General features: G+C 49.8%; 32 protein-coding genes and 1 tRNA gene. 14 read left to right on the top strand and 19 right to left on the bottom strand.

Annotation, left to right across the window (positions count from 1 at the left end; genetic code table 11):
- Positions 1-40: 40 nt before the first annotated feature.
- The 12 genes from FDZ78_RS12415 (at position 41) to FDZ78_RS12355 (ending at position 10,826) form a co-directional block, all read left to right on the top strand.
- Positions 41-529 carry a DUF1804 family protein gene (locus tag FDZ78_RS12415; protein WP_136408663.1) on the top strand — a complete coding sequence of 163 codons (489 nt, stop codon included), beginning with the start codon at positions 41-43 and terminating at the stop codon, positions 527-529.
- The gene (locus FDZ78_RS12410; RefSeq protein ID WP_136408662.1) at positions 519-2,087 is read left to right on the top strand and encodes a hypothetical protein; all 1,569 of its coding nucleotides are present in this window, start codon (positions 519-521) and stop codon (positions 2,085-2,087) included. The genes FDZ78_RS12415 and FDZ78_RS12410 overlap by 11 nt, the downstream gene beginning before the upstream one ends.
- 1 nt (position 2,088) lies before the next feature.
- Positions 2,089-2,319, top strand: coding sequence for a hypothetical protein (locus FDZ78_RS12405; RefSeq protein WP_136408661.1), 231 nt, complete (start codon positions 2,089-2,091; stop codon positions 2,317-2,319).
- Positions 2,320-2,329: 10 nt separating this feature from the next.
- Positions 2,330-2,746 carry a phage protein Gp36 family protein gene (locus tag FDZ78_RS12400; protein ID WP_136408660.1) on the top strand — a complete coding sequence of 139 codons (417 nt, stop codon included), beginning with the start codon at positions 2,330-2,332 and terminating at the stop codon, positions 2,744-2,746.
- Positions 2,747-2,750: 4 nt separating this feature from the next.
- Positions 2,751-4,088: a DUF935 family protein gene (locus FDZ78_RS12395; RefSeq protein ID WP_136408659.1), complete on the top strand. Its 1,338-nt coding sequence runs from the start codon at positions 2,751-2,753 to the stop codon at positions 4,086-4,088.
- A 14-nt stretch (positions 4,089-4,102) separates the two neighbouring features.
- A complete protein-coding gene (locus FDZ78_RS12390) occupies positions 4,103-5,404 on the top strand; it encodes a phage minor head protein (RefSeq protein WP_240740281.1) in 1,302 nt (433 codons plus the stop codon).
- 107 nt (positions 5,405-5,511) lie between these two features.
- On the top strand, positions 5,512-5,745 hold the full coding sequence (locus FDZ78_RS12385; protein ID WP_136408658.1) for a hypothetical protein: 234 nt from the start codon (positions 5,512-5,514) through the stop codon (positions 5,743-5,745).
- A gap of 383 nt (positions 5,746-6,128) precedes the next feature.
- Entirely contained in the window at positions 6,129-7,433 is a 1,305-nt protein-coding gene (locus FDZ78_RS12375; protein WP_136408656.1) for a reverse transcriptase domain-containing protein, read from the top strand.
- Positions 7,434-7,435: 2 nt separating this feature from the next.
- Entirely contained in the window at positions 7,436-7,921 is a 486-nt protein-coding gene (locus FDZ78_RS12370) for a hypothetical protein (RefSeq protein ID WP_136408655.1), read from the top strand.
- Between the two features lie 396 nt (positions 7,922-8,317).
- A complete protein-coding gene (locus FDZ78_RS12365; protein ID WP_240740280.1) occupies positions 8,318-9,547 on the top strand; it encodes an ISAs1 family transposase in 1,230 nt (409 codons plus the stop codon).
- Positions 9,548-9,679: 132 nt separating this feature from the next.
- Positions 9,680-9,886, top strand: a complete 207-nt coding sequence (locus tag FDZ78_RS14865; RefSeq protein ID WP_136409187.1) for a hypothetical protein — start codon at positions 9,680-9,682, stop codon at positions 9,884-9,886.
- Between the two features lie 67 nt (positions 9,887-9,953).
- A complete protein-coding gene (locus FDZ78_RS12355; protein WP_136408654.1) occupies positions 9,954-10,826 on the top strand; it encodes a DNA adenine methylase in 873 nt (290 codons plus the stop codon).
- 84 nt (positions 10,827-10,910) lie between these two features.
- Here the strand turns inward: FDZ78_RS12355 and FDZ78_RS12350 are convergent, their stop codons facing one another.
- From FDZ78_RS12350 to FDZ78_RS12290, 13 genes are all read right to left on the bottom strand, one after another.
- Entirely contained in the window at positions 10,911-11,402 is a 492-nt protein-coding gene (locus tag FDZ78_RS12350; protein WP_370291693.1) for a hypothetical protein, read from the bottom strand.
- Positions 11,399-11,956: a phage virion morphogenesis protein gene (locus FDZ78_RS12345; RefSeq protein ID WP_136408653.1), complete on the bottom strand. Its 558-nt coding sequence runs from the start codon at positions 11,954-11,956 to the stop codon at positions 11,399-11,401. The genes FDZ78_RS12350 and FDZ78_RS12345 overlap by 4 nt, the downstream gene beginning before the upstream one ends.
- Positions 11,946-12,194: a hypothetical protein gene (locus FDZ78_RS12340; protein WP_136408652.1), complete on the bottom strand. Its 249-nt coding sequence runs from the start codon at positions 12,192-12,194 to the stop codon at positions 11,946-11,948. The genes FDZ78_RS12345 and FDZ78_RS12340 overlap by 11 nt, the downstream gene beginning before the upstream one ends.
- A gap of 209 nt (positions 12,195-12,403) precedes the next feature.
- Positions 12,404-13,057: a DUF3164 family protein gene (locus tag FDZ78_RS12330; protein ID WP_136408650.1), complete on the bottom strand. Its 654-nt coding sequence runs from the start codon at positions 13,055-13,057 to the stop codon at positions 12,404-12,406.
- A 21-nt stretch (positions 13,058-13,078) separates the two neighbouring features.
- Entirely contained in the window at positions 13,079-13,243 is a 165-nt protein-coding gene (locus tag FDZ78_RS14680) for a hypothetical protein (RefSeq protein ID WP_168182060.1), read from the bottom strand.
- 1 nt (position 13,244) lies between these two features.
- On the bottom strand, positions 13,245-13,733 hold the full coding sequence (locus FDZ78_RS12325; protein WP_205746903.1) for a hypothetical protein: 489 nt from the start codon (positions 13,731-13,733) through the stop codon (positions 13,245-13,247).
- A complete protein-coding gene (locus FDZ78_RS12320; RefSeq protein WP_136408649.1) occupies positions 13,714-13,932 on the bottom strand; it encodes a hypothetical protein in 219 nt (72 codons plus the stop codon). Before FDZ78_RS12320 ends, FDZ78_RS12325 begins: the two co-directional genes overlap by 20 nt.
- A 5-nt stretch (positions 13,933-13,937) precedes the next feature.
- Complete coding sequence (locus FDZ78_RS12315; RefSeq protein ID WP_136408648.1) at positions 13,938-14,159, bottom strand: hypothetical protein; 222 nt, start codon at positions 14,157-14,159, stop codon at positions 13,938-13,940.
- On the bottom strand, positions 14,160-14,786 hold the full coding sequence (locus FDZ78_RS12310) for an AAA family ATPase (RefSeq protein ID WP_136408647.1): 627 nt from the start codon (positions 14,784-14,786) through the stop codon (positions 14,160-14,162).
- A gap of 2 nt (positions 14,787-14,788) precedes the next feature.
- Positions 14,789-15,019 (bottom strand): hypothetical protein, encoded by a 231-nt coding sequence (locus tag FDZ78_RS12305; RefSeq protein ID WP_240740279.1) that lies wholly within the window; start codon positions 15,017-15,019, stop codon positions 14,789-14,791.
- Positions 15,016-15,888 carry an ATP-binding protein gene (locus tag FDZ78_RS12300; protein ID WP_136408646.1) on the bottom strand — a complete coding sequence of 291 codons (873 nt, stop codon included), beginning with the start codon at positions 15,886-15,888 and terminating at the stop codon, positions 15,016-15,018. Before FDZ78_RS12300 ends, FDZ78_RS12305 begins: the two co-directional genes overlap by 4 nt.
- A 25-nt stretch (positions 15,889-15,913) precedes the next feature.
- Positions 15,914-17,917, bottom strand: coding sequence for a hypothetical protein (locus FDZ78_RS12295; protein ID WP_136408645.1), 2,004 nt, complete (start codon positions 17,915-17,917; stop codon positions 15,914-15,916).
- Between the two features lie 4 nt (positions 17,918-17,921).
- Complete coding sequence (locus tag FDZ78_RS12290; RefSeq protein ID WP_136408644.1) at positions 17,922-18,290, bottom strand: hypothetical protein; 369 nt, start codon at positions 18,288-18,290, stop codon at positions 17,922-17,924.
- 61 nt (positions 18,291-18,351) lie between these two features.
- On the opposite strand from FDZ78_RS12290, the gene FDZ78_RS12285 reads away from it, so the two are divergent.
- Positions 18,352-18,624: a hypothetical protein gene (locus FDZ78_RS12285; protein ID WP_136408643.1), complete on the top strand. Its 273-nt coding sequence runs from the start codon at positions 18,352-18,354 to the stop codon at positions 18,622-18,624.
- An 8-nt stretch (positions 18,625-18,632) separates the two neighbouring features.
- Here FDZ78_RS12285 and FDZ78_RS12280 read toward each other — a convergent pair whose 3' ends face one another.
- From FDZ78_RS12280 to FDZ78_RS12270, 4 genes are all read right to left on the bottom strand, one after another.
- A complete protein-coding gene (locus FDZ78_RS12280) occupies positions 18,633-18,851 on the bottom strand; it encodes a hypothetical protein (protein WP_136408642.1) in 219 nt (72 codons plus the stop codon).
- A gap of 13 nt (positions 18,852-18,864) precedes the next feature.
- A tRNA-OTHER gene (locus FDZ78_RS14675) sits at positions 18,865-18,939 on the bottom strand.
- A gap of 103 nt (positions 18,940-19,042) precedes the next feature.
- Positions 19,043-19,315, bottom strand: a complete 273-nt coding sequence (locus FDZ78_RS12275; protein WP_136408641.1) for a hypothetical protein — start codon at positions 19,313-19,315, stop codon at positions 19,043-19,045.
- Between the two features lie 4 nt (positions 19,316-19,319).
- Positions 19,320-19,730, bottom strand: coding sequence for a hypothetical protein (locus FDZ78_RS12270; protein WP_136408640.1), 411 nt, complete (start codon positions 19,728-19,730; stop codon positions 19,320-19,322).
- Between the two features lie 124 nt (positions 19,731-19,854).
- On the opposite strand from FDZ78_RS12270, the gene FDZ78_RS12265 reads away from it, so the two are divergent.
- A complete protein-coding gene (locus FDZ78_RS12265; protein WP_137426209.1) occupies positions 19,855-20,337 on the top strand; it encodes a hypothetical protein in 483 nt (160 codons plus the stop codon).
- A gap of 437 nt (positions 20,338-20,774) precedes the next feature.
- Here FDZ78_RS12265 and FDZ78_RS12260 read toward each other — a convergent pair whose 3' ends face one another.
- The gene (locus tag FDZ78_RS12260) at positions 20,775-21,011 is read right to left on the bottom strand and encodes a hypothetical protein (RefSeq protein WP_124076224.1); all 237 of its coding nucleotides are present in this window, start codon (positions 21,009-21,011) and stop codon (positions 20,775-20,777) included.
- 266 nt (positions 21,012-21,277) lie between these two features.
- Positions 21,278-22,150 carry a site-specific integrase gene (locus FDZ78_RS12255; protein WP_124076222.1) on the bottom strand — a complete coding sequence of 291 codons (873 nt, stop codon included), beginning with the start codon at positions 22,148-22,150 and terminating at the stop codon, positions 21,278-21,280.
- Between the last annotated feature and the right edge of the window lie 401 nt (positions 22,151-22,551).

Below are 22,551 nucleotides of genomic sequence, written 5' to 3'. Positions count from 1 at the left end.
CATGCTTGCCGAAATGTAACCGCGCAAAATCATTATCAACATGACAAAAGCAGAACTCGAAAGAAAAAAAGACCTTGCCCGTACCTTGTATATGTCCGGGAAGGAGCAGACCGAGATCGCGGACATGGTCGGCGTATCGAGGGTAACTATATCGAAATGGTGTACCGCCGACGGATGGAAGGAAACCCGTGCGGCAAAAACAATATCACGCCCGGAACTGATCAAGAAGCTGCTGCTTGCCACAAACACCCTTCTTGACAAAGTGAACGCCTCCGGCGACCTCAACCTTATCGACAGTCTCGGAGACAAGCTGTCCAAACTGACAGCCGCCATTGATAAACTTGACAAGTCACAGGCTAACGTCGTGGCGGCAATAGAAGTATTCACCGCCTTCTCGAAATATCTTGAATTCCGTGCTAAGACAGACCCAGAGATCACACTTGAGCTTATCAAGACTGTAAACAGGTTGCAGGACGGGTTCCTCATAGAATCTTTTAACAAGGGAACTCTCGTTTGCTATGGCGACTAAATGGACAAAAGAGCAGAAGGAGGCGTTTGAACGGTGGCAGGAACATTGCCGGGAGGTTCAGACGCTGACGGCTGTGTCTATGGCTATCGCCAAAGAGACCCCGGTTGAACGCGACAGGCGCATAAAGCGGCTGCTCTCGAACTATGACGAGTTCTGCGAGTATTACTTCGCCCATTTCCTTACATTGCGCGACAAGACAACCGGCGAGATCATCAAGACGATACACAACGCTCCATTCCACACGAAGGCCGCTCTGAAGATAAGGAATACCCCCAACCTCAAGGCTGTGTTCAAATGGCCGAGAGGTCATGCCAAGTCAACCCATATCGGTGTGTTCATTCCTCTTTGGCTTATTTTCCAACCGAAGAGACTCATCAATTTTATGATAACCGTCGGCAAGTCCGAGGACAACGCAATACGTCTGCTCGGCGATTTACAGGCCGAACTTGAATTCAATCAGAAATTGATCGCTGACTTCGGCGAGCAAAAAAACCTCGGTTCTTGGCTTGAGGGGGAATTCAAGACCAAGGGCGGTGCCAAGTTCCTCGCTGTTGGCCGTGGACAGTCTCCCCGTGGTCTCCGTGACCGCGAGGCTCGCCCGGACTATATTGTCATCGATGACTTGGACGATGACGAGATATGCCGGAATGAAAAGCGTATAAAAGATTTGACCGATTGGGTGAAGGAGGCTCTGTTCGGTGCGCTCGACGTTGGCCGTGGTCGTTTTATCATGGTCGGCAACCTTATCTCCAAAAACTCTGTGCTTGCCAATATTGCCGCTTCCAAAGGTGTTCATGTGTCCGAGATAAAGGCCGTTGACAGCGATGGGAACCCTGTATGGGCTGAAAAATGGACTAAGGAGGAAGCACAGGAATATAAGGATTTTGTCGGATACAGGGCATGGGAAAAGGAGATGATGCACAACCCCATCACGGACGGCACCATCTTCAGGCATGAATGGATTCGGTTCAAGCGTATGCCCAAACTCGACAAGTACGATATGCTTGTCTGCTACACCGACCCGTCTTTCAAGTCGACCACAGCCAATGACTACAAGGCGTGTCGCCTGTGGGGTAAGATAGGAACCGAGCTGCACCTTATCGACACATACGTCCGACAGGATACCGTTTCCGGGATGGTGCGTTGGCTATACAACCTCTATGAAAGTTTGCCGGAGAATGTCGTAGTGACATTCTATATGGAGGCGAATTTTATGCAGGATATTATCCTCGATGAGTTTGCGACTGAAGGAAACATTCGCGGCTATCAGCTGCCAATCATGCCGGACACCCGAAAAAAGCCAGAGAAGATTCAACGCATCGAGGCGGTCTCGCCTCTGTGGGAGCGTGGATTCGTATTCTACAACGAAGCTCTCAAGGGTACCCCGGACATGGAGGTAGGCATAGAGCAGACTCTTGCACTTGAACGTGGCTCCCGTGTCCATGATGACGCGCCGGACGCAGACGAAGGTGCTATATGGTTTCTACAGCGAAGCACGAGACAAGAGACATTCAAACCGGTGTCGATACCGCGTCGGCACCCTAAAAATTCATGGTGATATGTTCAAGACCATCAAAAAGTATTATGCCGCATGGCGTTTCAAGAGAGCCGTGCGCAAAGCAAAAAAACTCGCCGGACTGTTCGGCAGGAAGTATTACGTCATCAACCTCGGCGGCTCTCTCAAAGTCGTCCCGAAACAGACAATCAAGGAACTTATCAAGCGCAAACGGTTCCGCAAAGGCGTGACCGTCGAGGATATCGAGAGACACGCTCTTTTCGTAACAACTTAACTTCAGCATCATGTTTATCACCGACACCGACTACGCCGTGGTCATAGGCGAAGATGCGCTCAAGGTTATCTCACGTGCCTCTGAGGAAAACCGCGCCAACGCGGAACTTGAGGCAATCGAGGAAATCTCCGGGTATCTGCGTCCTGTCTATGATTGCGAGGCGATTTTTTCAGCCGAAGGGGATGCCCGGAACAGGCTTATTGTCATGCGGACTGCCGACATAGCCCTCTATCATCTTGTTGCCTCACTCCCTCAGAAGATGGGTATCGAGATACGCAAGGAGCGTTATGAACGGGCTATCGAATGGCTTGAGGGTGTTCAGTCAGGCAAAATCATCCCGGACTTGCCGCTGATTGAGGAAGAGCACACTCCCGTCATGAACGGCACAATATTTCACTCGGAGCCACGGCTCCGTCATAATTGGTAATACTATGGGCGTACTCGACAAATTCCTTGAGAACTTCCGCTCCAAAAAGAGCGACCCCATGATACTCCAGACCCCATACGGAGAACTGAATCTTGCCAAGCCGAAAGACCGGGCAAAGTTTCAGAGCATCGTCATGGACATACATCGGACTACCGATGCACTGACGCGAAAGGACATAGCGGATTGGAGGGCGGCATGGCAGCTCGCAATAAATGTTGACAACCCTAACCGGCAGCGTCTTTATGACATTTACAGGGACGTTGCCGTTGACCTCCACCTCTCCGGCTGTATCGAGCAGCGGCGAGGGTTCGTAATGTCACGCTCGTTTAAGCTCGTCAATGAATCCGGCGACGAGGATGAGTCTGCCATGCATTATTTCGATCAATCCTGGTTCAAACAGCTTCTGCGCCTGTGCCACGATTCGTTGTGGTTCGGCCACTCATTGATTGAACTCGGAGAGCTCACGCAGGACGGGGACGGGTGCCTGTCTTATGACGGTGTCCGGCTTATACCTCGCAAGCACGTTATCTCGGAGTATCACCGCTGTGTCCAAAATGTAGGGGATGACTGGACTTCGGGCATAGACTACCACGAAAGGCCATATTCGGATTGGTTGATAGAAGCCGGACAACCCGATGATCTCGGACTCTTCCTCAAAGCGGCACAACAGACAATACCCAAAAAGAACGCACTCGCGTTTTGGGATGCCTTTGCCGAAATATTCGGTATGCCTATGCGTGTCGCAAAGACAACAACACGCGACCCAAAGGAGTGGAAACGCCTTGAGCAGATGATACAGGAAGCCGGAAGCAATCTCGGCATGGTGACCGGCATGGAGACGGAAGTTCAGTTTGTCGAATCCGGCAAAGGCGATGCCTTCAATGTATATGACAAGCGCATTGACCGTGCCAATTCGGAACTGTCGAAACTGACCATCGGCCAGACCATGACCATTGAGGACGGTTCTTCACTGTCGCAGTCAGAAACACACTTGCAGGTTTTCGAGAACCTTGTGGAGTCCGACCGCGATATGCTCCGCGACATCGTGAACAATCAGCTTATTCCCCGGATGATCAAGCACGGTTTCCCCCTCAAAGGCTTGCGCTTTGAATGGGACGATGCAGTGGATTATACCCCGGAACAACAGATTGCATACGAGACTATGGTTCTCAACAATTTCGATGTTGACCCTTCATACTTTGCCGACAAATACGGCATGCCTGTGGGAGACCGTCGGGAGACCGCACCAATCATACCACCCGGAGGTGATGGGGAAGATGGCGATGACACGAAGGCGGATGATAAGGGCAAGCAAAAGAACGGCAGACCTTTTTTCGACTAAGCCCCACTGACTATGTGGGGCTGCATGAACGCTATGCCCGTCTGCTCAAGGATATGCCGGAGGTGTTCATGGCCGGGCGCAAAGAGCGTGAGGACGAAATACGCAAGCAGCTCTCCGTTCTGTTCAACGGAATGATGAAGGCTGTGTATAAAACTGAAGGTGCGCAGCTCTCCATCGATATTCTATCCACTCCGCAAGTCCGGGAATTCATCAAGAGCCATGCGTCTGCCCTTGACTCGTCATTCGAGCAAGTCAAGATGTCCGATGCCATGCGCAAAAGGCTCCACCGCTCGGACTTTATTTTCTCTGGCATTAAAACATTCCACGAACTCAACGAGGCTTTCCCCTCACTTGTAGATGAGAACGGCGAACGAAAATCGTTTGAACGCTTTTTGAACGATGTTCGAAGCATCGACCAAACCTATAATGCAAACTACCTCCGGGCTGAGTATAACTTTGTCACCGCTTCGGCAGAAATGGCTGCTAAATGGGAAGGATTCATGCAGGATGGAGACCGATACAATCTCCAATACCGAACTCAAAAGGATGATAAGGTTCGCCCGGAACACGCCGCCCTCGATGGTGTGACCCTGCCTCCGTCTGACCCGTTTTGGGCGGAGTTCTATCCTCCGAATGGATGGAACTGCCGATGCACTGTCGTACAGGTTCGCAAGTCAAAGTATCCGGCGACATCCCACGCGGAGGCGATGAGGCTTGGCGACGAGGCTCTGCAACGCGACAGCAAAGGAATATTCCGATTCAATCCCGGACTTGAGCAAAAGACGGTGCCGGACTACAATCCATACACTATACGCCGCTGCCGGGACTGCGATATAAACAAACGGAAATTCGCATTTAGGCCGATGAACAGTCTGTGCGAGGCGTGTGCCATTATAAATGAGTGTTACAACGACCTTTCAAAATCCGAAAGTGCCGTTGTCAAAAAGCATTATATGCGTGAGATGGAACCGCTCCTTACAAAGAAAATTTCTGTCAACGGCAACGGCCATCCTATGAATGTCGGATTCTCCAAATATGGGAACAAGCATTTATATGCCGATACTTTCGGGAGAAGTTCCGTACTGACTAAAGATGATCTCGCCTCGCTTGATTCTCTTTTGGCCGGAGCGAAATTCATAAAAAAAGTGGCGAAATCAAAACCACGCCGCGACCGCATCGAGAGATTCTACTACTATGAGGCTGAACTGCACGGCAGGAAGGTCTATCTCAATGTCGGAGAGACCGACATCATATCGCGTACCGGCAAAATCAGACATGACCGATTCCTGTATTCGATAACAGATGCCATACAATAAAAAAAGAACCGACTGTGGCGACCCCTTATGCTTTACGCAAGTTTAGCCCACACACAGTGCGATTCTTGAATGCAAAAATACAAACAATTTCTGACATACAAAAGTTTATGGACAAGATTTTATTATTCCTCAAGACCTCCAACCGCTACAAGCACCTCATTGGCGGTCTTCTCGTAGGGCTGTTTGCCCTTGGTGCTATCCCGGCCATATACGCCTCGGTAGTGGCGGCGTCATGTCTTGAGTTGAAAGACAGGCTACACGGCTGCTATTGGGATTGGGTCGATTGGATTCTTACCGTTGCCGGAGGTGCCATCGCCGCTGTGTTTTGGCTTATAATTTGATATGTTCACTGCTGAACGCCAAATTATGAGTAAATTTGCAGTTCAAAAGGCAGAGTCCCTCAATAGGCCGTGTGGTCTATCGCGGCAACAACAACGCGAATGCGAATGGCGGCGTGTCGTACGCGAATGCGAATAACGATGCTTCGAATGCGAACACGAATGTCGGCTCGCGGCTGGACAACCAACAATCGGCATACATCACCGGGAACGTGTTCCCACCGAGGTGCCGAGAGGGATGAGCCTCGGCAACAGCGGCGAAAGCCGGAAAGCCGGAACACCAAGTGAACGAGTAGGGTTTGGTAGGCGAAAGCTCGAAGAACCCGGACTCAGAGAAGGAAGGCTCAAGGAGCCTGTTGTTACAAATTTCTAAAACGCTCCGCACCATGCGTCGAGAAGGACATATCATAGAGGAGATTGTCGCTTATCCAAATATGGCACAGTCATTCGACCAAGTTCTGCGAGGCACAAGCCGGAAGCGGAGCCGACAGGGTCGTTGGCTATTGGCACACCGGGAGGAGGTGATAGCGGAACTCTCGGCTCAGATTGCCGACGGCAGCTATTTCATCGCCGGTGGTTACAGGGAACGCACAATCATCGAGGGCGGCAAAGAACGGCACATACAGGTTCTCACGATGAAAGACCGCATCGCCGTCCATGCTGTGATGTCTGTTGTCGATGAGCATCTGAAACGCCGCTTCATCCGCACGACTTCGGCAAGCATCAAAGGTCGCGGTATGCACGACCTCAAGGCTTACATCGAGCGTGATCTCCGGGAACACCCGGATGAGACCCGGTTCTGCTACAAGTTCGACATCTCAAAGTTTTATGAGAGCGTCAGTCAGCAGTCCATTATCAATTGCGTCCGGCGCATCTTCAAGGATGAGAAATTGATTGTGATACTTGAGCGGTTCATCCGTATGATGCCTTCCGGGGTGAGTATAGGCTTGAGAAGTTCCCAAGGACTTTGCAACCTGCTACTGTCGGTTCACCTCGATCACATTCTTAAAGACCGTCTCGGAGTGCCTTTCTATTATCGATACTGTGATGATGGTGCCGTTCTTGCCTCTACCAAAGAGGAACTGTGGAGAATCCGGGACATCATTCACGAGTGCGTGGAATGCATCGGACTCAAGATAAAATATAACGAGCGTGTCTTCCCGGTAACCGAGGGTATTGATTTTTTGGGATACGTCATCTATCCCGACCATGCGCTCATCCGCAAGCGCATAAAGAAAAAGTTCGCCCGGAAGATGGGCGAGGTGAAAAGTCGTAAAAGACGACGTGTGCTTGTTGCCTCGTTCTACGGAATGGCCAAGCACGCGCAATGTAATAATCTCTTTAACAAATTAACAGGCATAGAAATGAAATCATTCAAAGACCTCAATGTCGCTTACAAGCCTGATGACGGCAAGAAGCGATTCCCCGGAGCGGTGGTAAGTATCCGGGAACTGGTGAACCTTCCCATCGTAGTCCGCGACTTCGAGATGGGTGTCAAGACCTCGCAGGGTGAAGACCGCTGCGTTGTCGCCATCGAGCAGAACGGTGAACAGAAGAAGTTCTTCACCAACTCGGAGGAGATGAAAAACATCCTCCAACAAGTTAGTGAAATGCCGGACGGTTTCCCTTTCGAGACCACCATCAAGGCGGAGACCTTCGGCAAAGGTAAAACCAAATACGTCTTTACTTAAACATGAAACGAGTCCAAGGCAATCCCGATGTCGCTCTGCTTGAGTGTACAAACCCGGTAAGAAACAAATGGCGTGTCCGTTGGGACGTGTCCGTCGATGAATCCGGCATCACCTCTTACATGGAGGAAGAATTCAACCATAAGCCATCCGAGGAGGAAATCAAATCCATCATCAGCGGTTGGATAAACTCTCAGACCGATTCCCGAATTCTCTCCGGCTATCGATACGATGGCAAAATGGTGTGGCTCTCCACCGAAAATCAGTTTAACTATAAGGCCGCTTACGACCTCGCGGTTCAGACTGCCGGAGCGACATTGCCCGTAACCTTCAAGCTCGGAGATGATGACAATCCGGAATATGTCACCTTCGAGACCCTTGACACCTTGACAGCCTTCTACACCGGCGCAATGCAGTTCGTTCAGAAGACGCTGCTCGACGGTTGGAATGCCAAGGATGCGATTGACTTGGAACTCTACCGAGTGAACTGACCCATCTGCCCATCGGGGGAGGGCATAAAAATGCCCCCGGCCTGTTAATAGTCGTCTCACTTACTTTTAACACAACCCGCGTAGGGAAGCTCGCCGGGGGCATTAAGTCCTCCTTGAGCTTCCCTACGCGGGTGTTTTATAAGTGAGACGCTGCAAATTTAATAATTTTTCGGGACATGACCATATTTGAAATACTGAAATTCAATCGGGAACCACGGCTCTTTCATTTAAGATTTCGTCTCATTCTCGACAAATGTGTTATTTTATAGCGAGAGCAGTACGGGTGGAGAGGCTTTAACCTCTGATTTTCAAGAAAATAAGTGCAATGAAAATTTGGCCAAGTGGCAGATTTTTAGTAACTTTATAGGTGATAATCAAAGAGTTACGCCAAAAAAAATGAAGCCACTTGACCAAGTCTGTTCGACTGACGCCTATGCGCCTGATCATACCGCAAAAGTACACAATAAATTTGACACAAGGCGCAGTATCATGGAAGAACTTCGAGCGTTTGCCTCATCCGTGCCGGATTTCCGTAGATTGGACAAAGGCAATTTCCGTCACAGCCTCAACGATATCATCATGCTGATGATACTCGGACGTATGGCCGGATGCATCGGACGAGCCGAGATATTGGAGTTCGGCAGATACAACCTCAACAAATTACACAAAATGGGCCTGTTAAGGAACGGCGTACCATCTGAGGCCACGCTTTGCCGTGTGGAGAACGGCATCAACGATATGGATATGGCCGACAGGATGCAGCAGTTCGCAGACATATTCCTTGAAAGACTTACTTGCGCCAGCCGCATCATTGAAATAATCTGCATTGACGGCAAAGCCGAGCGCGGCACCGTTCAGGAAAACGGGCGAAGCCCGGATATCGTCTCTGCCTATTCGTTCAGCACCGGCATAACAATCGCCACCGAAGCCTGTCAGGAAAAGAGCAACGAGATAAAGGCCATACCGATACTTCTTGATAAAATAGATGTCGCAGGAAAGATTGTCACAGCCGACGCAATGTCTATGCAGAAGGATATTGTCGAGAAAATCAGAAAGAAAGGCGGAGACTTTCTGATAGAACTCAAAGCCAACCAGCCGTCATTGCGATACGGCATTGAGGACAGGCTAGTGGAACACACACCGGTATATTCTTACACCGAAGGTCCCGAACTGGCCCACGGCAGGATAGAGACGAGAACCTACCGCGTATATGACGGACTGGACATTATCGCAGACAAGAAGAAATGGGGCGGAAACATGACCATCATAGAGTATGAATCGTCCACAGTCAAAAAGTCAACAGGAGTACACACCTCAGAAAAACGCCTGTACGTCAGCAGTATGCCTACGCATACTCCGAAGCCAGGAATCTTCGTGCGCAACCATTGGTCAATAGAAAGTATGCACTGGGGGCTGGACTACAATCTTCAGCAGGACAATATAAAACGCAAGTCGACGAGAGCCGCCAGAAACCTCGATACCATACAAAGAATAGTTTACTCGGTGTTCTCAATATGGAAAGGACTTCGCAAGAAACAATCAGATAAGAATAAAGGCATAGCCGAACTGATCAGACATATCTCGATGAGCTTTACCAGACTGATTCGATTTTTAAGTCAAAAGTGAAAAAAATAAGATTTTGATACCAGAATAACTCTTTGATATACAGACATGGAAAAATTACCCGATTCTCAATGAACCGGGTAAGGGAAGATATGCTATTTATTTTAGGTTAAATGAAAGAGCCGTGATCGGGAACTGCTTAACAGGCTCCGTCAATCCGGAATTAGACTTGAGGATGCCGACTACATCGACCTTTTTGTTGACTTCAACAAAATGGTTGCCGACGGGGAAAAGGTGTCGTATGCGGTGGCTTGCCTTGCCACCAATTATCGAGTATCAGAGCGCAAGGTATATACTCTAATCAAGCGGTTCCAAAGCGACTGCAATCCGGCTGCAGTGTAATTCGTCACGTCGATAGTGTGCTGCGGTCGCCTGTACACTAACTTTGCATTGTCTAAACAATCAAAAAATGGCGACATCCAATCATCCACATACATTATACCTTTCCGCTCCGCTTCCATTCGTAGGACAAAAACGAATGTTTGCAAAGCATTTCATCGAAGTAATCAAACAGTATCCACCCGGTACGGTCTTTGTCGATCTGTTCGGCGGCTCCGGCCTACTGTCCCACATCACCAAATATTACCACCCGGAATCAAGGGTGATCTACAACGACTTCGACAACTACCGACACCGCATCAACAATATCGGGCGCACCAACCGGCTACTCTCCCTTATACGGCCTATCTCAGACCGTTTCGACAGGCACAAGCCTATCACCGGTGAGTCTCGCGAGCAGATATTCAAACTGCTCGAACAGGAGGAACAGGAGTCCGGTTATCTCGACTTCATCACGCTCTCGTCTTCATTGATGTTCTCTATGAAGTATAAACTGAGCATCGAAGATATGCGCTCCGAGGTATTGTATAACAATGTCCGTAAGAGCGACTATGCTCCCTGCCCGGATTATCTCGCCGGTCTTGAGATAGAATCCTGTGATTACCGGGAACTGTTCGAGAGATTTAAAGACACTCCGGGTGTGGTGTTCCTTGTTGATCCGCCATACCTTTCCACCGATGTCGGAACCTATCGTATGTATTGGCGACTCGCCGATTACCTCGATGTGCTGTCGGTTCTGCCCGGACACAACTTCATTTATTTTACTTCCGAGAAATCGTGCATTGTCGAACTGTGCGAGTGGATGGGTCGCCACCCCTCGCTCGGCGACCCGTTTGCCCGTTGTCAAAGGAGGGAGTTTAAAGCGACGATGAACTACAATGCCCGGTACACGGACATCATGCTGTTCACGATACCCGACCTTCCTCCCGACAACGCCGCATAAGGCCTTTTTCTCGCCCATATATCGCAAGAGAGCCGTCACCCGATAAAGGTAACGGCTCTCTCATTTATACGCGACACAGCGCGTTTATTGGGCTGTATGTTTGAACGCGATAAAGTTATATACTTCGATGCTTTCAACGATATCCTCGTGGTCGTGGTTTGTATGCGATTCTTCGAGGGTGAAATCTTTGAAGTTTGCACCATTGAGTCCGGCAAGGACATCGTGGATTTTATCCGGCAACTCAAAGAATCTGCCGGAACCGTCGGAACCATCGGCTACGGCAGGAGCCCAATCAGTCACGATATGCAGTCGCACTCTTGCCTCTGCACGGTACTCTATGCCCGGCACGATAGATGTCCAGTGTATCGGCTCGAATTCGATGAACACAGCCGGACGCTCCCATGCGGCTTCCTGTTCGATGAATTCCACGTTTCGGTTCCACAGGTCGATATGTTTGATGGCACGGAAGCGTACATCATCGTCCATGTCAAGAGGAGCCTCGTAATACTCCCCGGCGGCGTTGACGCATAAGAGTGTCAGACGCTGTTTGATTTTGTTGTAAAGTTCTTTTCTCATCGTTCTATAATATCGAAATCGGTGTTGAAAAATTCGGTGATGTTCTCTTCGATAATTTGCCTGACGGTCTGCTCGACCTCCGGGGCGGTTCCAAGGAATCGTCGGCGTGGTATCTTGATGGTTGAGCCGACTTTCATTAAGGCCATGAATTTCCAAAACTCTGCCTCGGTTGATAATTGAACAGTCCTCTTATCCTTACGCTGTGAGCCATCCTTGCGTCTGCCGAAAGAGCCGGTGGTCGAATAGTATTTATACCAAAAGAATCGTTTCATTTTGGCTGTGACCTTGATTTCACCGCCCTCGTTGTGAATGGCCGCTGCCGGGTGTTCGCTACGAAACACGATGCTGTTTTCGGTCTCATAGCTCATGATGCTGCGGCGAAGGCCACCGGTATCGACGAGGATATGACCTCCGGGGCGGGTGGGGCTTTTTCTGCGCTGCCAAGCCTCAGAGAAGAAAGCCTGTCGCTCAAAATTGCGGTCGAACTCATCGGTCATCTCCACTTGTATGTCGCGGAGAATGTTCTTGATTATCTGGTCATAATTATTCGCCATCGTCCGTGTCTTTAAACATATCGAAAAGATTGGGTAAATCGGGTAAGGTCTCGCTGAAACCCGGCTTTGTCGGAGCCTTCAGAAGGTTGTAAAAAGTACGCTCACAGATACCATACACAGGATATATGTACCTGCGCCATATTTCCCGGTTGGGAATTCCCTTTTTGGCGTGAAGGTCATATATCCTGTTGATGTCTGTAACTCTCTTTTGATAACTCTTTCCGGGTTTCTTACCCATGCGTCAGTGTCGTTTAGAGTGTTGGGGTTTATACGGTCTGATATCCAATGTCATCTCGCAGCTCACGGTTACCCTGCCGCTGCCCTCGCACTGAAGGCAAGTGTGAAACTCGCCTTCCTCATCCCCGGCCACCCTGCCGGTGCCTTTGCAGACCCGGCAGAGGGCGACCTTGGGTGGTCTTGATATTTCTCGTTTCATAGCCTATCGGTTTAATCGACATCTGTCATGCCGAGTGGAATGTAACGCCATGCACCCTTATCATCTTTATATTGGGCGCGGATGAACTTCTTGCTGACTGTGGGCTGATATGACTCCTCGATGATACGAACACCCTCAAGGAATTGTTCATTGCCACTGTCCTCAGCCATCTTGCGGAGCTGAAGGACTCGGCTTGCCTTGATGTTACCCTGCCCGTCACGGCTGAGAAGGCGCAGTACGGCGTTGACCAGCGACTTGGTAGCCTCATCCTTGGCAAGACTCTCGATGTATGTCTTAACCATTGCGATGCCGTCTTCTACCGTATCACGGTATCCGTCGATGCAGTTGACTCCGAGTATGATGCGGAGGGTGCTGTCGGAGTTGGTGAATGTATGGCTGCACTGTCCATCACGTGCGGCTCCGATTATCTCGGCCTTCATCTTGAGAATGGTTTCGAAGTTGCCAAAGATTTTATCCTTGGCATTCTTGAGCATTTCACTCACTTCCCGTAGCTTGGGGATGGTGGCCGCAATCTCGTCATCGACAAGAGCTGCATACTGCTGACGCTGCTGCTTGCGCTCTTCTTCGCGACGTTTTTTCTCGCGCTCGGCTTTGAAAGCCTCGAACTCTTTCCGCTCTTCGGCGGACATCTGAACTTGTTCCATAATTATGATTTTAAAGGGTGATTATTCTTCGGTGGGAATTAACTCTTCACATTGGAATTCGACGAGGTTGGCTTGGTTCGTCGCCCATTCAGCTATCTCTCGCAGGAGTTCGATGTAATCACCGTTCTCCATGTCCGAGGTGTGGAGCTGAATGTAGTTTTCGATTTGTTTTATTACTTGCTTCATTTCAGTTGTAGCTTGTCATGCCGGGAGCGGCAAGGTTTATGAGATATGTTATACGTTGCTGAGGTGTTTCCGGGGCTTGCGTCGGTTCTGACTTCTTGCGCTGCCATCCCTTGCGCTTTATGGAGCGGAGTTTGGTGGCCAGTTCCATCAGTTCCTCGATCGAGAGCTGCCCGAAGGCTTTCCCGGAGATTCGGGGGTGGCGGCAGAAATCATTTATCTGCGCCCAATCGGTCGTATCAACTTCAAGTTCCTGCATCAGCTTGAGGGCAATGCTCCGGCGACGCTTGAGTTCATCTCTCGTTCCGTTCATGCCTTCGATGGCTATGCAGAGGTCGTCATATTCCTTCCGGGTCATCTCCTTGAGGGAGTCGGTGCGTCCGGCAGTGTACTGCAACACAAACTGACGCTTTGCCTCGTCCGGCTCGCCATGAATGGTGAGCTTGTGAAAGGCGGAGTAGAACCGCCCGAAGTTAGTTACCTGTTGTTTCATCGTTCTTGCTCTGTTCTTGTTTATAGTGAAGCATTGCCATCAGAGTCTCTTCAGGCAGGTGCTTTGCCACTCCTAAGAAATATGTGTCCACATATTCGGCGATTGCCCATTCAGAGGCATACTCAAGGTTCTTCTCGATGAATTGAGTTTTTTCGGATCGGCCTAACTGACGAAAGACCTGATTGATGTTTTGTGCCATGTTATTTATTGTTTATTCGGTTTCCAATCTATCGTTACCAAGGCGATTACCTCGCCTGTTCCTTCACAGTCGGGACAATCCTTTTTTATATCCGCATAAGGCAGGAATCGCTCCATGAAGAAACCTTTGCCGCCGCAGTACGGACAGGTCATTGGCCGGGAACAGAACCCTTCTTTTCGGATGCGTCCGTTCGGCTCAAGTATTATCATTTCTTTTTTCGTACTCATTTATCCGATATTGTTTGAAGTTCTTAAAACACCTTCTTCCCACACTACATAATAGCTGCCGGGATCTTCGGTGAATCGTCCTTGGCAAAATGCCTTGTAACCTACCACCCGGACTTTGATCCCGGCAATGTAGCGGAGCCGCACGGCAGCTTTGCCCATTGGCTGACCTTTGTGTTCCTGCGAGATGAAGATGAAACTCTTTGCCGGGAAACGGTCTATCAGCTGCTTTGCTTGGTCGTATGTCCACCCTGCCACCTGAAAGCTGTCCACAATCACAAAGTGGGGACTTTTAGGTTTGGCAAGTCGCTCTATAAGCTCATCATAGGTATCGCTCGTCGCAACCCGGAACCGACCTTGCACCTCGCCCATCTTGAATCGCTCGACACGCTCCTTGAACGATTGGCTCACACCTTCCTCGAAGGAACAGTAGAGTGTCATTCCGTAGTTGCAGAGTTCCTTGGCGAGCTGCATCACAAAGCTGCTCTTGCCGGAAGCGGACGCGCCGCTGATAAACCACGCCTCGTTGATGGTCGGGGTGCCGAAAGGTCGGCTCCACCGCTCACCCCACGGCAAGGTTTTGTAGGTCTTGGCAAGAACCTCTTTCGGACTATATGCTCGCTTTGCCATCGTTACTTCTTCTCTTGAGGCTTTTTCAGTTCCGCTATAAGCAAATCTGCCTCTGCTACAGCGTCCTTAACATCATCCTCTCTTGATGTCAAGAGTTTTCTGCGCTCCATATAGACGGCGAATGCTATCTCGTATCGACGCTGCTCCCAATCGATTTCGCCACGTTGGAGACGCTTGCCCATTCTGATGACGGTCTCCATGTATTCTTTTTCAATTACGCTTATCATTATCATTGTCTTTTAAGTTTTTCGATTTCAGTGTAAACTCGGCGAAGTCCGCCACCCGTCTTCCGGGCAATCTCCCCGGCATCGATGCCTTCCGGTGCGTTGAGCTTGGCAACGATCCGCGCCTGTTCAATGAGGAACTTGGTGCGCTCTTTGCTGTCATCCGGCGTAACCTTGCTGTAGCGATCACCGTAGCGACTGAGCATCTCAGTGTAGCCGACCTTCTTGCACTCGATGGATCGGTTGATTTTCTCCTTGAGTCCGTCGGCTCCCATCATGTACCATGCGCAGCATCGCTCGGTGGCGTTCCACAGTGCCTTGAGTTCGAGGAAGGCTTCATACTGAAGGTCTCCAGCCTCGTCAAGAATGATGAGGGGGCAGTCGATGGAGCCGAGGTAGTAAACGAGGTCTTCATACACATCCGAGTACCGGCCTTTGCTATCGACACCGAACTCAGCGGCAATTTTGCGCACGAGCTTGAGCTTGGTCTTTACCTGCGAGCAGTCGATGTAGATGGCGTTGGGGTGCGTCTTGACATAGTGCCGTGCGGTGAAAGTCTTGCCGATATTGGGCTGGTCGCAGAGGATTGCGCTGATGCCGCTCGACTGACAGGCCTCCAACTGCGCCGTGATGAACATGAAGGTCGGGGTCTTGGCGACCTTCCATTCGATTTCACCCCGGAGGCTGACTCCGAGCTTACGGGCGATGCTTATCCAGTTGGCATCGCTCAGAACCCGGTCGGTCTGCCCGTTCTTGACCGCGCTGTAAACCGAGGTCGTGATGCCGAGTGAGGCGGCGTGTTTCGCGTCACTCGGATAGTTGGCGCGGTTCGCCTTGATTGCGGCGAGGATTTTGTTTTTGACGTCTGTTGTAATCATATTCTAACAGTGTTATAATTTCGTTCTATAAGTCTTGCAAGGCTCGTGCGGCGTAGTCTTCACTGAGGCCGTATTCTTGCGTTTCTCGCGTTTCCGACTCCGGGACGATAACTTCTTCCACCTCGATCGTCTGAGGCCGTGTGTCGCGCTCTATTACGCCCACACGCCCGATGGCGTTGTCTTCGACATATTTGTTGAAGTGGCTGATCTTTTTTCGCTGCTCTGTGAAGATTCTCTCGTCCTCCTCGGTCTGCTCGGCACGGGCGGTGTTGTAGGTGCCGAGGTTCTCAAGCCGGTCGATATACATATCGCCTTGGTAGATGAACATATCGGTGATCTTGCCCTCCTCGTCTGTGAGGTAGTAGGCTTCGACCTTGTAGTCATTGGGGGCGAGCAGCTCGATGACTTCGGTCTTGCTCAGCCACCAATCGGCTCCGGCTACCCGGCAGTATGAGTTTCGCCGGATTGAGGTGCTGACCTTTTCGCCGACATATCGGGCTATGGTCGCTTTGTCGAGGGGTTGGAGTGTCGGATTGATGTTGGCTACAAGTACGTCCCACCTTGTCATGCCCTTGTACTTTTTCTGATTGGGATGCAGGGCATGGTTGTATTCGTAGATATCGCGCATATCGTCAGCGATCAACTCATCCCAAGTGTAGTATTCCTTCTCGACATAGGTATTGTTGAACTCATCGAATACCTTGTTGCTTTCGGTTCGGTACTGTCGGCTCTTGGCGAAGAACCTGCCGATGCCTACATGGTTGCGATGCTCGATGCTGCGTTTTTTTGCACCGTTGAACTGTTCGGCGTGTTTCTCCTGTGAGTTCATCGGAGCGCAGAACCTTACGAATGGGAACATAACACCTGCCCGGAGGAAAGAGTCCCGCCATTGGCTCATGAGGTGGTTCTCGACCTCGACCTCGGCAGGGCAACCCCAGCCTTGACGGTCGAGCAGCCTGAACATATTGCGGAACATATCAACCACAAGATCGACGTTCTTGGCGCGGTTGTAGGCGTAGCCGATACAGCAGCCGCTTGTCACGTCGTAGGCATAATATGCCTTCGGGCGAATCCGGGTGTCCTTGAGTTTGCGCGGAAGGTCGCGGTCGTCGAATGACACCTTCGACAGCGAGAACTCGCCGTGATGACGGTGCATGTGCGGCATGGTCTCGTGCATGAAGGTCGTGTAACTCATAGTCGCCTTGTCTATGATGATTTTGTTTTTCGGCTTGTTCAGATAGTTGATGATGGTCGCCTCGCTCAGAACCATCGGCTCGCCGTTCTTGTCGGCAAAGTCATCGGGGTTGAACAGTTCTCCGGATTCCGGGTCGTACACGTCAAGCTCGCCTGTAACGAAAGAGTTGTACAGTTCGAGGACGTTGGTACCCCACGGCTTGTTGGGAAGGACTGCAATGCCGAGAATAAGACGCTCGGTCTTGTGGTCAACCTTCCGGGCACACTGATTGCCGAACTTGCCGCTTATGAGACAGGCGTAACCGTTAGCCTTGTAGTCGTTGACCTTCTTGCGAAACCGCAGGGTCGATGCCGGGAGGGTGTGGCCGAAGTGTTTGCGCAGAACCTCAATGGTCGCGGCCATCATACTCCAGTCGTATTTGCCTCCGAACAGCCTTTGGGCGGTGGCCGCTCTGTCGTAGAGCTTGATGCAGGTGTTGAGAACCGAGGCGTTGGTGACGTATTCCTGTGCCTTCTCGCGTGGGAGCGTCATGCCGCACTTCTCTTTGGAGAAGAAAAAGGCCACGGCCTGTTGATCGACCTCATAGTTGCTCTTGACCCAGCCCTCAAGCCGAGCCTGTGCGCCGCCGGGATAAACTTCTTCAACTTTGTCTTTGTAGCGTTGGGGTAAGCTGTCAACGGCAATGAGAGCGTAGCTTCCCCTTGCACCGCCGCCACGTTGTACGACCTCGACACGGTTACGGTTCGTCCAATTACGATAATTGGATTCCGTAACGATGCCGCCGTCGAATAACTCGCGGGTCGATATACAAAGTCTGCCGTTGCAATATTCCATACCCTTATCTCAAAGCTGCTGCCCGTTCCTTGATTTCATAAATCATCGGAAGGGTTACATTCTCATAAACCTCAACCTCTGCACCCTTGACGTAGATGTGGCCGGTGCCATCCTTGCGATAGAACTCCAAAATGGCACCATTGTCAAATTCCATTCTCATCGTGCCATCAAAGAAGTGGATGGCCTCTCCTGCCGGAATAGAAGTCATTACTACGCCTCCATTCTCTTTTGCGACCTTGCGGATACGCTTTGTCAGGTCAGTTTCGGGGTAGTCGAGATTAAGGGCATTCCATACTGAACGCATGGTCACGTTGAAGAGCTTGGCAATCTTCTCACGTGTTTCTTTTGATACTGCGATGTTCTTTTTCATCATCTGTCTCACTTATTGGATTTTATTTATTATCTTTACAATCTCATTCACAACTGAACCAATTATGAAATACAAGATTCGGGTTCAAGTCGTAGAGTACAGCGACGATACCCAAAGAGACGAATATAAGCGCGACCTACTGTCGTTTGCGAGAATCGCTCGTATTGAGCCTCTGAAAGAGTTGATGATGCCCGGAATGGATTGTTTCGAGGTAGATTTAGATGCTCTGCCCGAACATATTCAACTTGAGTATTTACAGGCTCTGAACATCCTGCGGGTCCGAAACCCACACTATCATGTGGAACTTCGGGATTCTGAGGGAAATTCTTACTTTTAGTCATTTTCTCACTTATTTAGTCGGTTGTTAATCTCGTCGATGGCCTCTTTCAGAGCGAAGTGTCCGGCAACGAGGGCAGAGTACTGCTTGGATTGGTCGCACTCCCAGTCGTTGTGAGTTGCCTCAAACTCATCGAGGACAACCCCGGTGTCGGTGAGGTTCTGTGTCAAGGTCTCAATGAGCAGCTTGACTGCGACCTCGGTTCTTTTCTCTGAATGTTGTTTCATCTTTTCTGAAATTTGGTGGAAGGGGCAGGATTCGAACCCGCATCTCCGACTTTGTATTTGGCTACTCTACCAATTGAGCTACCCTTCCGAATTCCCCGGCGCATTTGGCAACGCCGGGGGGGTCAAATGTTGTGCCTTTCGGCTTTAACCGGCTCTCTTGCCGGAGGATCGCCCTCTCTTGGGTCTAACCCTTATAAGTCCACCGGCATCCCGCTGGAATCATAGACCTCGATGGTCAAGGCTCCGAGTCCATCATTCTCGCCACCTTGATAGAAGGCCATGTATTGGTCGCCTTGATTCTCGTAGCCGAGTCCGTGTATTTTGGCAAAGGCTTCAATTATTGCCCATCCCGCGGCTTTCGCTGAGTCCTCAGTCGGATAATCCTCGTCCAATTCGATTATGCGGCATTTATCCGGTTCGGTATAGAAGTCATGTATCTGAAACCAATAGGTCGTCTTGCTCATAGTGTTACTCGTTACAGGTTATTGCAAACAGTAGTCTTTGAAGTTCTCCTCTTAGCTCCTGCTGAGCCACCCGGCTAAGGGTTTCGGCAACATTGTGCATGATGCTTGAGCTTGTCGGGTACTGACTTCCGTCGATGAGGTTGAGTTCGATGCTCTTGATGTGACCTCCGAGCCACGTCTTGATTTTTTCAAGGTCATCCCATGCAGTGGCCGGGCGAAGTCCCCGGATAGCCTTGAGGTTGACTTGGGCTTTATACATGTCATCACCGTGCCAACGGAAGAAGTATTCGTAGTCCTCGTTCATATTGAGGGCGTATTTTTCAACTCTGCGCTCGCACTTACGGAGAAGGCGGTCGTACTCGCCCTTGAAGATTTCAAGAATCTCCTCCGTTGTCATTTTCTTTGTCTCGCTCATATCTGTAAATTTTGAGAACTCGCGGTTTTTTCGTATCTTTGGCCGCTCGTTCATTACTGAATACGCTGCAAAGGTAAGCGATAATTTTCGCACCACCAAATTTATTGACGATAATTTTCGCATTATGTGTAAAATTTTATCTCGCATAAAGGTTTTAGCGGATGCCGAGGGGGTCTCCATCGGCACCATTGAGCGTGCAATAGGTGCAAGTAGAGGAGTTATATCCAAAGCAATATCCAAGGGCACCGATATACAGTCTAAGTGGCTGGAACTCATTTGTGAAAGATTTCCCAAATATTCTCCTGTATGGCTATTGACAGGCCAAGGGGATATGCTGAGAGACTCAGTAGATCACACAACAGTACCCTCGGATGAACCTCCCGAAGAGGCATCCGAGAAAAATATCGCAAATAACCCTCAAAAATTTTCGCAGCAAGATTCTAATGCCATACTCATCGAGCGTTTTATGGCTACTATAAAGGAACAGGCAGAAGAGATAGGTCGCCTCAAGGAGCGCATCGCGCAGCTTGAGCGAGAAAAAAACGTTGGCGAGGAATCCTTTCAAGCTGCCCCAAGGGAACTTTCCAAATCCACCGTGGACTTATAGAGGAATGGGAGAGGCTTGGAATATGCCCCAACTGAACGAAACGGATACCAAAGGAAACCCCGGAATACCCTCGAATCGCCCCTTCCCGGAGTGTTACCCCCTCAAAATGGGGTCTAAATCGGCTCAAACCCTTGAAATTCCTATATTTAATAAGGTACCTGGGCGCAAAGTGGAGGTTTTTTCTTAATAGTGAAATGCCGAAATCGGGGGTCTATTTTGAAAAAACGGTATTTTTCCACCACTCTATTACCCCCCCGATTACCCCAAATGTGAATATCCAGTTTAGCCAAAGTGAATATCCACTTTGAATATCCACCTGAATATCCACCCCTCAGAATCGGCCTTTCGAACACAAAATAGGGGAACCGTTTGGCTCCCCCGGAATGTAGGCGTTTTAGCGGCTCTCTAAGGCCGTTCAAACGCCGTTATTATGTCATTCAATCATCTGCGCCATCACCGGCTCCACGAGGGGCTGTGAGCAGCGTAGTTTGCTGTATTATCGCACGTTTGGTAACGACCGTGCCGCCACCACTCAACCCGGCGCGGCGCAGATAATCATACCCACATCCTACTTGTTCCGGGGTCAGATGATGGAAAATGGCGGCAATCGAGCCGAAAGCGAGGGTTTTACGCTTGCCTGTCAAGTGAACGATGATGCATTTGGTCTGTCTCATACTCGTAAATTTTCCGCAAATATACACAAATAACCGCTATTTGCAACCTTTTGAAATTATATAAATCAAGAACCGGCACTAAAAAGTCGGCACAAAGCCGACCGCCCTATCCTATCCGACCACTGGGATCAATGACGTAAACCCATCATCGCCGACCATGCGCCCCATGTAGCCTTCGTGTAAACCTGTGAAGCCAAAAATTAAACCGAAATTAAAGCAATGTAAACGCTTCGTTTTTTTCGCCGCACTCCCCCACCCTCGTCTAACTACCGCAAACTCAAAGGCTTTCGCTCAAAACCGCCGACCTCAACATCAAACGCTTCGTTTTGTGCCCCATATATGTCAGCGAAGGCAAGTCCGCAGAAGCAGCAGAACACGAATGTGTCACGCACGAGGTCAAGACGGGGGAGTGTCGTAAGGTCGAGCTTCATTATCGCTTTCAGCTCGTTTTCGCTCAGAAATTCCCTGTCAGCCTTTGTGCGGGTATAACGCTTGCCGATAAACGGATCGTCATCAATCCACTTGTTGGCGATACCGACCCTCACGACATTCTTCAGATAGCGGATATACTTCACGGCGGCATTGTTGGCGCACATTTTTCTTACACGCAGGAAATGCTCGAAGTCATCCACCATTCCCGATGTAAGGTTCTTCATCGGAATATCGGACACATTCTCCTTCATCATCAGAAATTCTGACAGATACTTCTCGCAGCGTTCCCAGCGAAGCACGGTAGCCTTGCAGATGTCGCCGCGCTCATACTGTTCCCTCACTTTCACGTTAACCTCACGGAAAGCCTCGCAAAGCATCTTGGGCTTTTCGAGCTTGCCGAGGAACGCTCGTTTAAGCACATCCGGATTTATCGGCTCGTCACGCATAACGAGCCGGTTGTGGATTTCGCAGATCTTGGTGCGCACCGTGTCAAGATAGCGGTTAAGCTCAAGGTCTTTCTTTGACTTGCCTTTTGACTTACCATTCGCGGCATTCCAGTCATCGGGTCTGACAGTGCGGTTAATATATATTTCTGCACGCTGTCCGTTCATCGTGATACGGAGGGTTATCGGCAGCTCACCCTCCTTGTTGGCTCTTTTCCTCGCGATGAAGTTCAAGGAAAAGTAGCTTTCATTGGATAGTTTCATTTTGTCTTGTGGCTTTAATGGTATCTTAAAGATACGCAAAATTTTTCAGTTTTACAATCTGTAAATACCAGAAGACATCAGAAAAACGGGGTGTAAAGAGGGAGCAAAATCATATTTTCTATGGTTTTCGCTGATTTGCTCCCCGATTTGCTCCCTTTTTTAACAATTATTCAAATGGAATATTCTTAAAAAAGAAAGTGCCGACAGGTGGTTGACAAGCCGGATTCAGAGTTTGGCATACTTTGACAAAAGTGCTGTATTGTCTGCATACTGTTCCCTCTGAAGCTCCCTCAGGAAGCAGGTATAAAGTAGTCGCAATCGGCGCAAAATATTGAAAAGCAACCCAATATCCCCTAAAAAGGGAGCAATTTCAGTATAAAATTCTTTGCTCCCTTTTTGCA

Origin of the sequence: Duncaniella sp. B8 (genome assembly GCF_005304985.1) — a bacterium.
GTDB classification, from domain to species: Bacteria; Bacteroidota; Bacteroidia; order Bacteroidales; family Muribaculaceae; genus Duncaniella; species Duncaniella muris.
Note: the sequence above shows the minus strand (reverse complement) of the source record. Positions and strands in the feature narration are given on the sequence as shown.

What these genes read in the sequence shown, in the direction of transcription:
- FDZ78_RS12415 (WP_136408663.1), top strand. Translation starts at nt 41, where the DNA reads ATGACAAAAGCAGAACTCGAAAGAAAAAAAGACCTTGCCCGTACCTTG.
- FDZ78_RS12410 (WP_136408662.1), top strand. Translation starts at nt 519, where the DNA reads ATGGCGACTAAATGGACAAAAGAGCAGAAGGAGGCGTTTGAACGGTGG.
- FDZ78_RS12405 (WP_136408661.1), top strand. Translation starts at nt 2,089, where the DNA reads ATGTTCAAGACCATCAAAAAGTATTATGCCGCATGGCGTTTCAAGAGA.
- FDZ78_RS12400 (WP_136408660.1), top strand. Translation starts at nt 2,330, where the DNA reads ATGTTTATCACCGACACCGACTACGCCGTGGTCATAGGCGAAGATGCG.
- FDZ78_RS12395 (WP_136408659.1), top strand. Translation starts at nt 2,751, where the DNA reads ATGGGCGTACTCGACAAATTCCTTGAGAACTTCCGCTCCAAAAAGAGC.
- FDZ78_RS12385 (WP_136408658.1), top strand. Translation starts at nt 5,512, where the DNA reads ATGGACAAGATTTTATTATTCCTCAAGACCTCCAACCGCTACAAGCAC.
- FDZ78_RS12375 (WP_136408656.1), top strand. Translation starts at nt 6,129, where the DNA reads ATGCGTCGAGAAGGACATATCATAGAGGAGATTGTCGCTTATCCAAAT.
- FDZ78_RS12370 (WP_136408655.1), top strand. Translation starts at nt 7,436, where the DNA reads ATGAAACGAGTCCAAGGCAATCCCGATGTCGCTCTGCTTGAGTGTACA.
- FDZ78_RS12365 (WP_240740280.1), top strand. Translation starts at nt 8,318, where the DNA reads ATGAAGCCACTTGACCAAGTCTGTTCGACTGACGCCTATGCGCCTGAT.
- FDZ78_RS12355 (WP_136408654.1), top strand. Translation starts at nt 9,954, where the DNA reads ATGGCGACATCCAATCATCCACATACATTATACCTTTCCGCTCCGCTT.
- FDZ78_RS12350 (WP_370291693.1), bottom strand. Translation starts at nt 11,402, where the DNA reads ATGAGAAAAGAACTTTACAACAAAATCAAACAGCGTCTGACACTCTTA.
- FDZ78_RS12345 (WP_136408653.1), bottom strand. Translation starts at nt 11,956, where the DNA reads ATGGCGAATAATTATGACCAGATAATCAAGAACATTCTCCGCGACATA.
- FDZ78_RS12340 (WP_136408652.1), bottom strand. Translation starts at nt 12,194, where the DNA reads ATGGGTAAGAAACCCGGAAAGAGTTATCAAAAGAGAGTTACAGACATC.
- FDZ78_RS12330 (WP_136408650.1), bottom strand. Translation starts at nt 13,057, where the DNA reads ATGGAACAAGTTCAGATGTCCGCCGAAGAGCGGAAAGAGTTCGAGGCT.
- FDZ78_RS14680 (WP_168182060.1), bottom strand. Translation starts at nt 13,243, where the DNA reads ATGAAGCAAGTAATAAAACAAATCGAAAACTACATTCAGCTCCACACC.
- FDZ78_RS12325 (WP_205746903.1), bottom strand. Translation starts at nt 13,733, where the DNA reads ATGAAACAACAGGTAACTAACTTCGGGCGGTTCTACTCCGCCTTTCAC.
- FDZ78_RS12320 (WP_136408649.1), bottom strand. Translation starts at nt 13,932, where the DNA reads ATGGCACAAAACATCAATCAGGTCTTTCGTCAGTTAGGCCGATCCGAA.
- FDZ78_RS12315 (WP_136408648.1), bottom strand. Translation starts at nt 14,159, where the DNA reads ATGAGTACGAAAAAAGAAATGATAATACTTGAGCCGAACGGACGCATC.
- FDZ78_RS12310 (WP_136408647.1), bottom strand. Translation starts at nt 14,786, where the DNA reads ATGGCAAAGCGAGCATATAGTCCGAAAGAGGTTCTTGCCAAGACCTAC.
- FDZ78_RS12305 (WP_240740279.1), bottom strand. Translation starts at nt 15,019, where the DNA reads ATGATAATGATAAGCGTAATTGAAAAAGAATACATGGAGACCGTCATC.
- FDZ78_RS12300 (WP_136408646.1), bottom strand. Translation starts at nt 15,888, where the DNA reads ATGATTACAACAGACGTCAAAAACAAAATCCTCGCCGCAATCAAGGCG.
- FDZ78_RS12295 (WP_136408645.1), bottom strand. Translation starts at nt 17,917, where the DNA reads ATGGAATATTGCAACGGCAGACTTTGTATATCGACCCGCGAGTTATTC.
- FDZ78_RS12290 (WP_136408644.1), bottom strand. Translation starts at nt 18,290, where the DNA reads ATGATGAAAAAGAACATCGCAGTATCAAAAGAAACACGTGAGAAGATT.
- FDZ78_RS12285 (WP_136408643.1), top strand. Translation starts at nt 18,352, where the DNA reads ATGAAATACAAGATTCGGGTTCAAGTCGTAGAGTACAGCGACGATACC.
- FDZ78_RS12280 (WP_136408642.1), bottom strand. Translation starts at nt 18,851, where the DNA reads ATGAAACAACATTCAGAGAAAAGAACCGAGGTCGCAGTCAAGCTGCTC.
- FDZ78_RS12275 (WP_136408641.1), bottom strand. Translation starts at nt 19,315, where the DNA reads ATGAGCAAGACGACCTATTGGTTTCAGATACATGACTTCTATACCGAA.
- FDZ78_RS12270 (WP_136408640.1), bottom strand. Translation starts at nt 19,730, where the DNA reads ATGAGCGAGACAAAGAAAATGACAACGGAGGAGATTCTTGAAATCTTC.
- FDZ78_RS12265 (WP_137426209.1), top strand. Translation starts at nt 19,855, where the DNA reads ATGTGTAAAATTTTATCTCGCATAAAGGTTTTAGCGGATGCCGAGGGG.
- FDZ78_RS12260 (WP_124076224.1), bottom strand. Translation starts at nt 21,011, where the DNA reads ATGAGACAGACCAAATGCATCATCGTTCACTTGACAGGCAAGCGTAAA.
- FDZ78_RS12255 (WP_124076222.1), bottom strand. Translation starts at nt 22,150, where the DNA reads ATGAAACTATCCAATGAAAGCTACTTTTCCTTGAACTTCATCGCGAGG.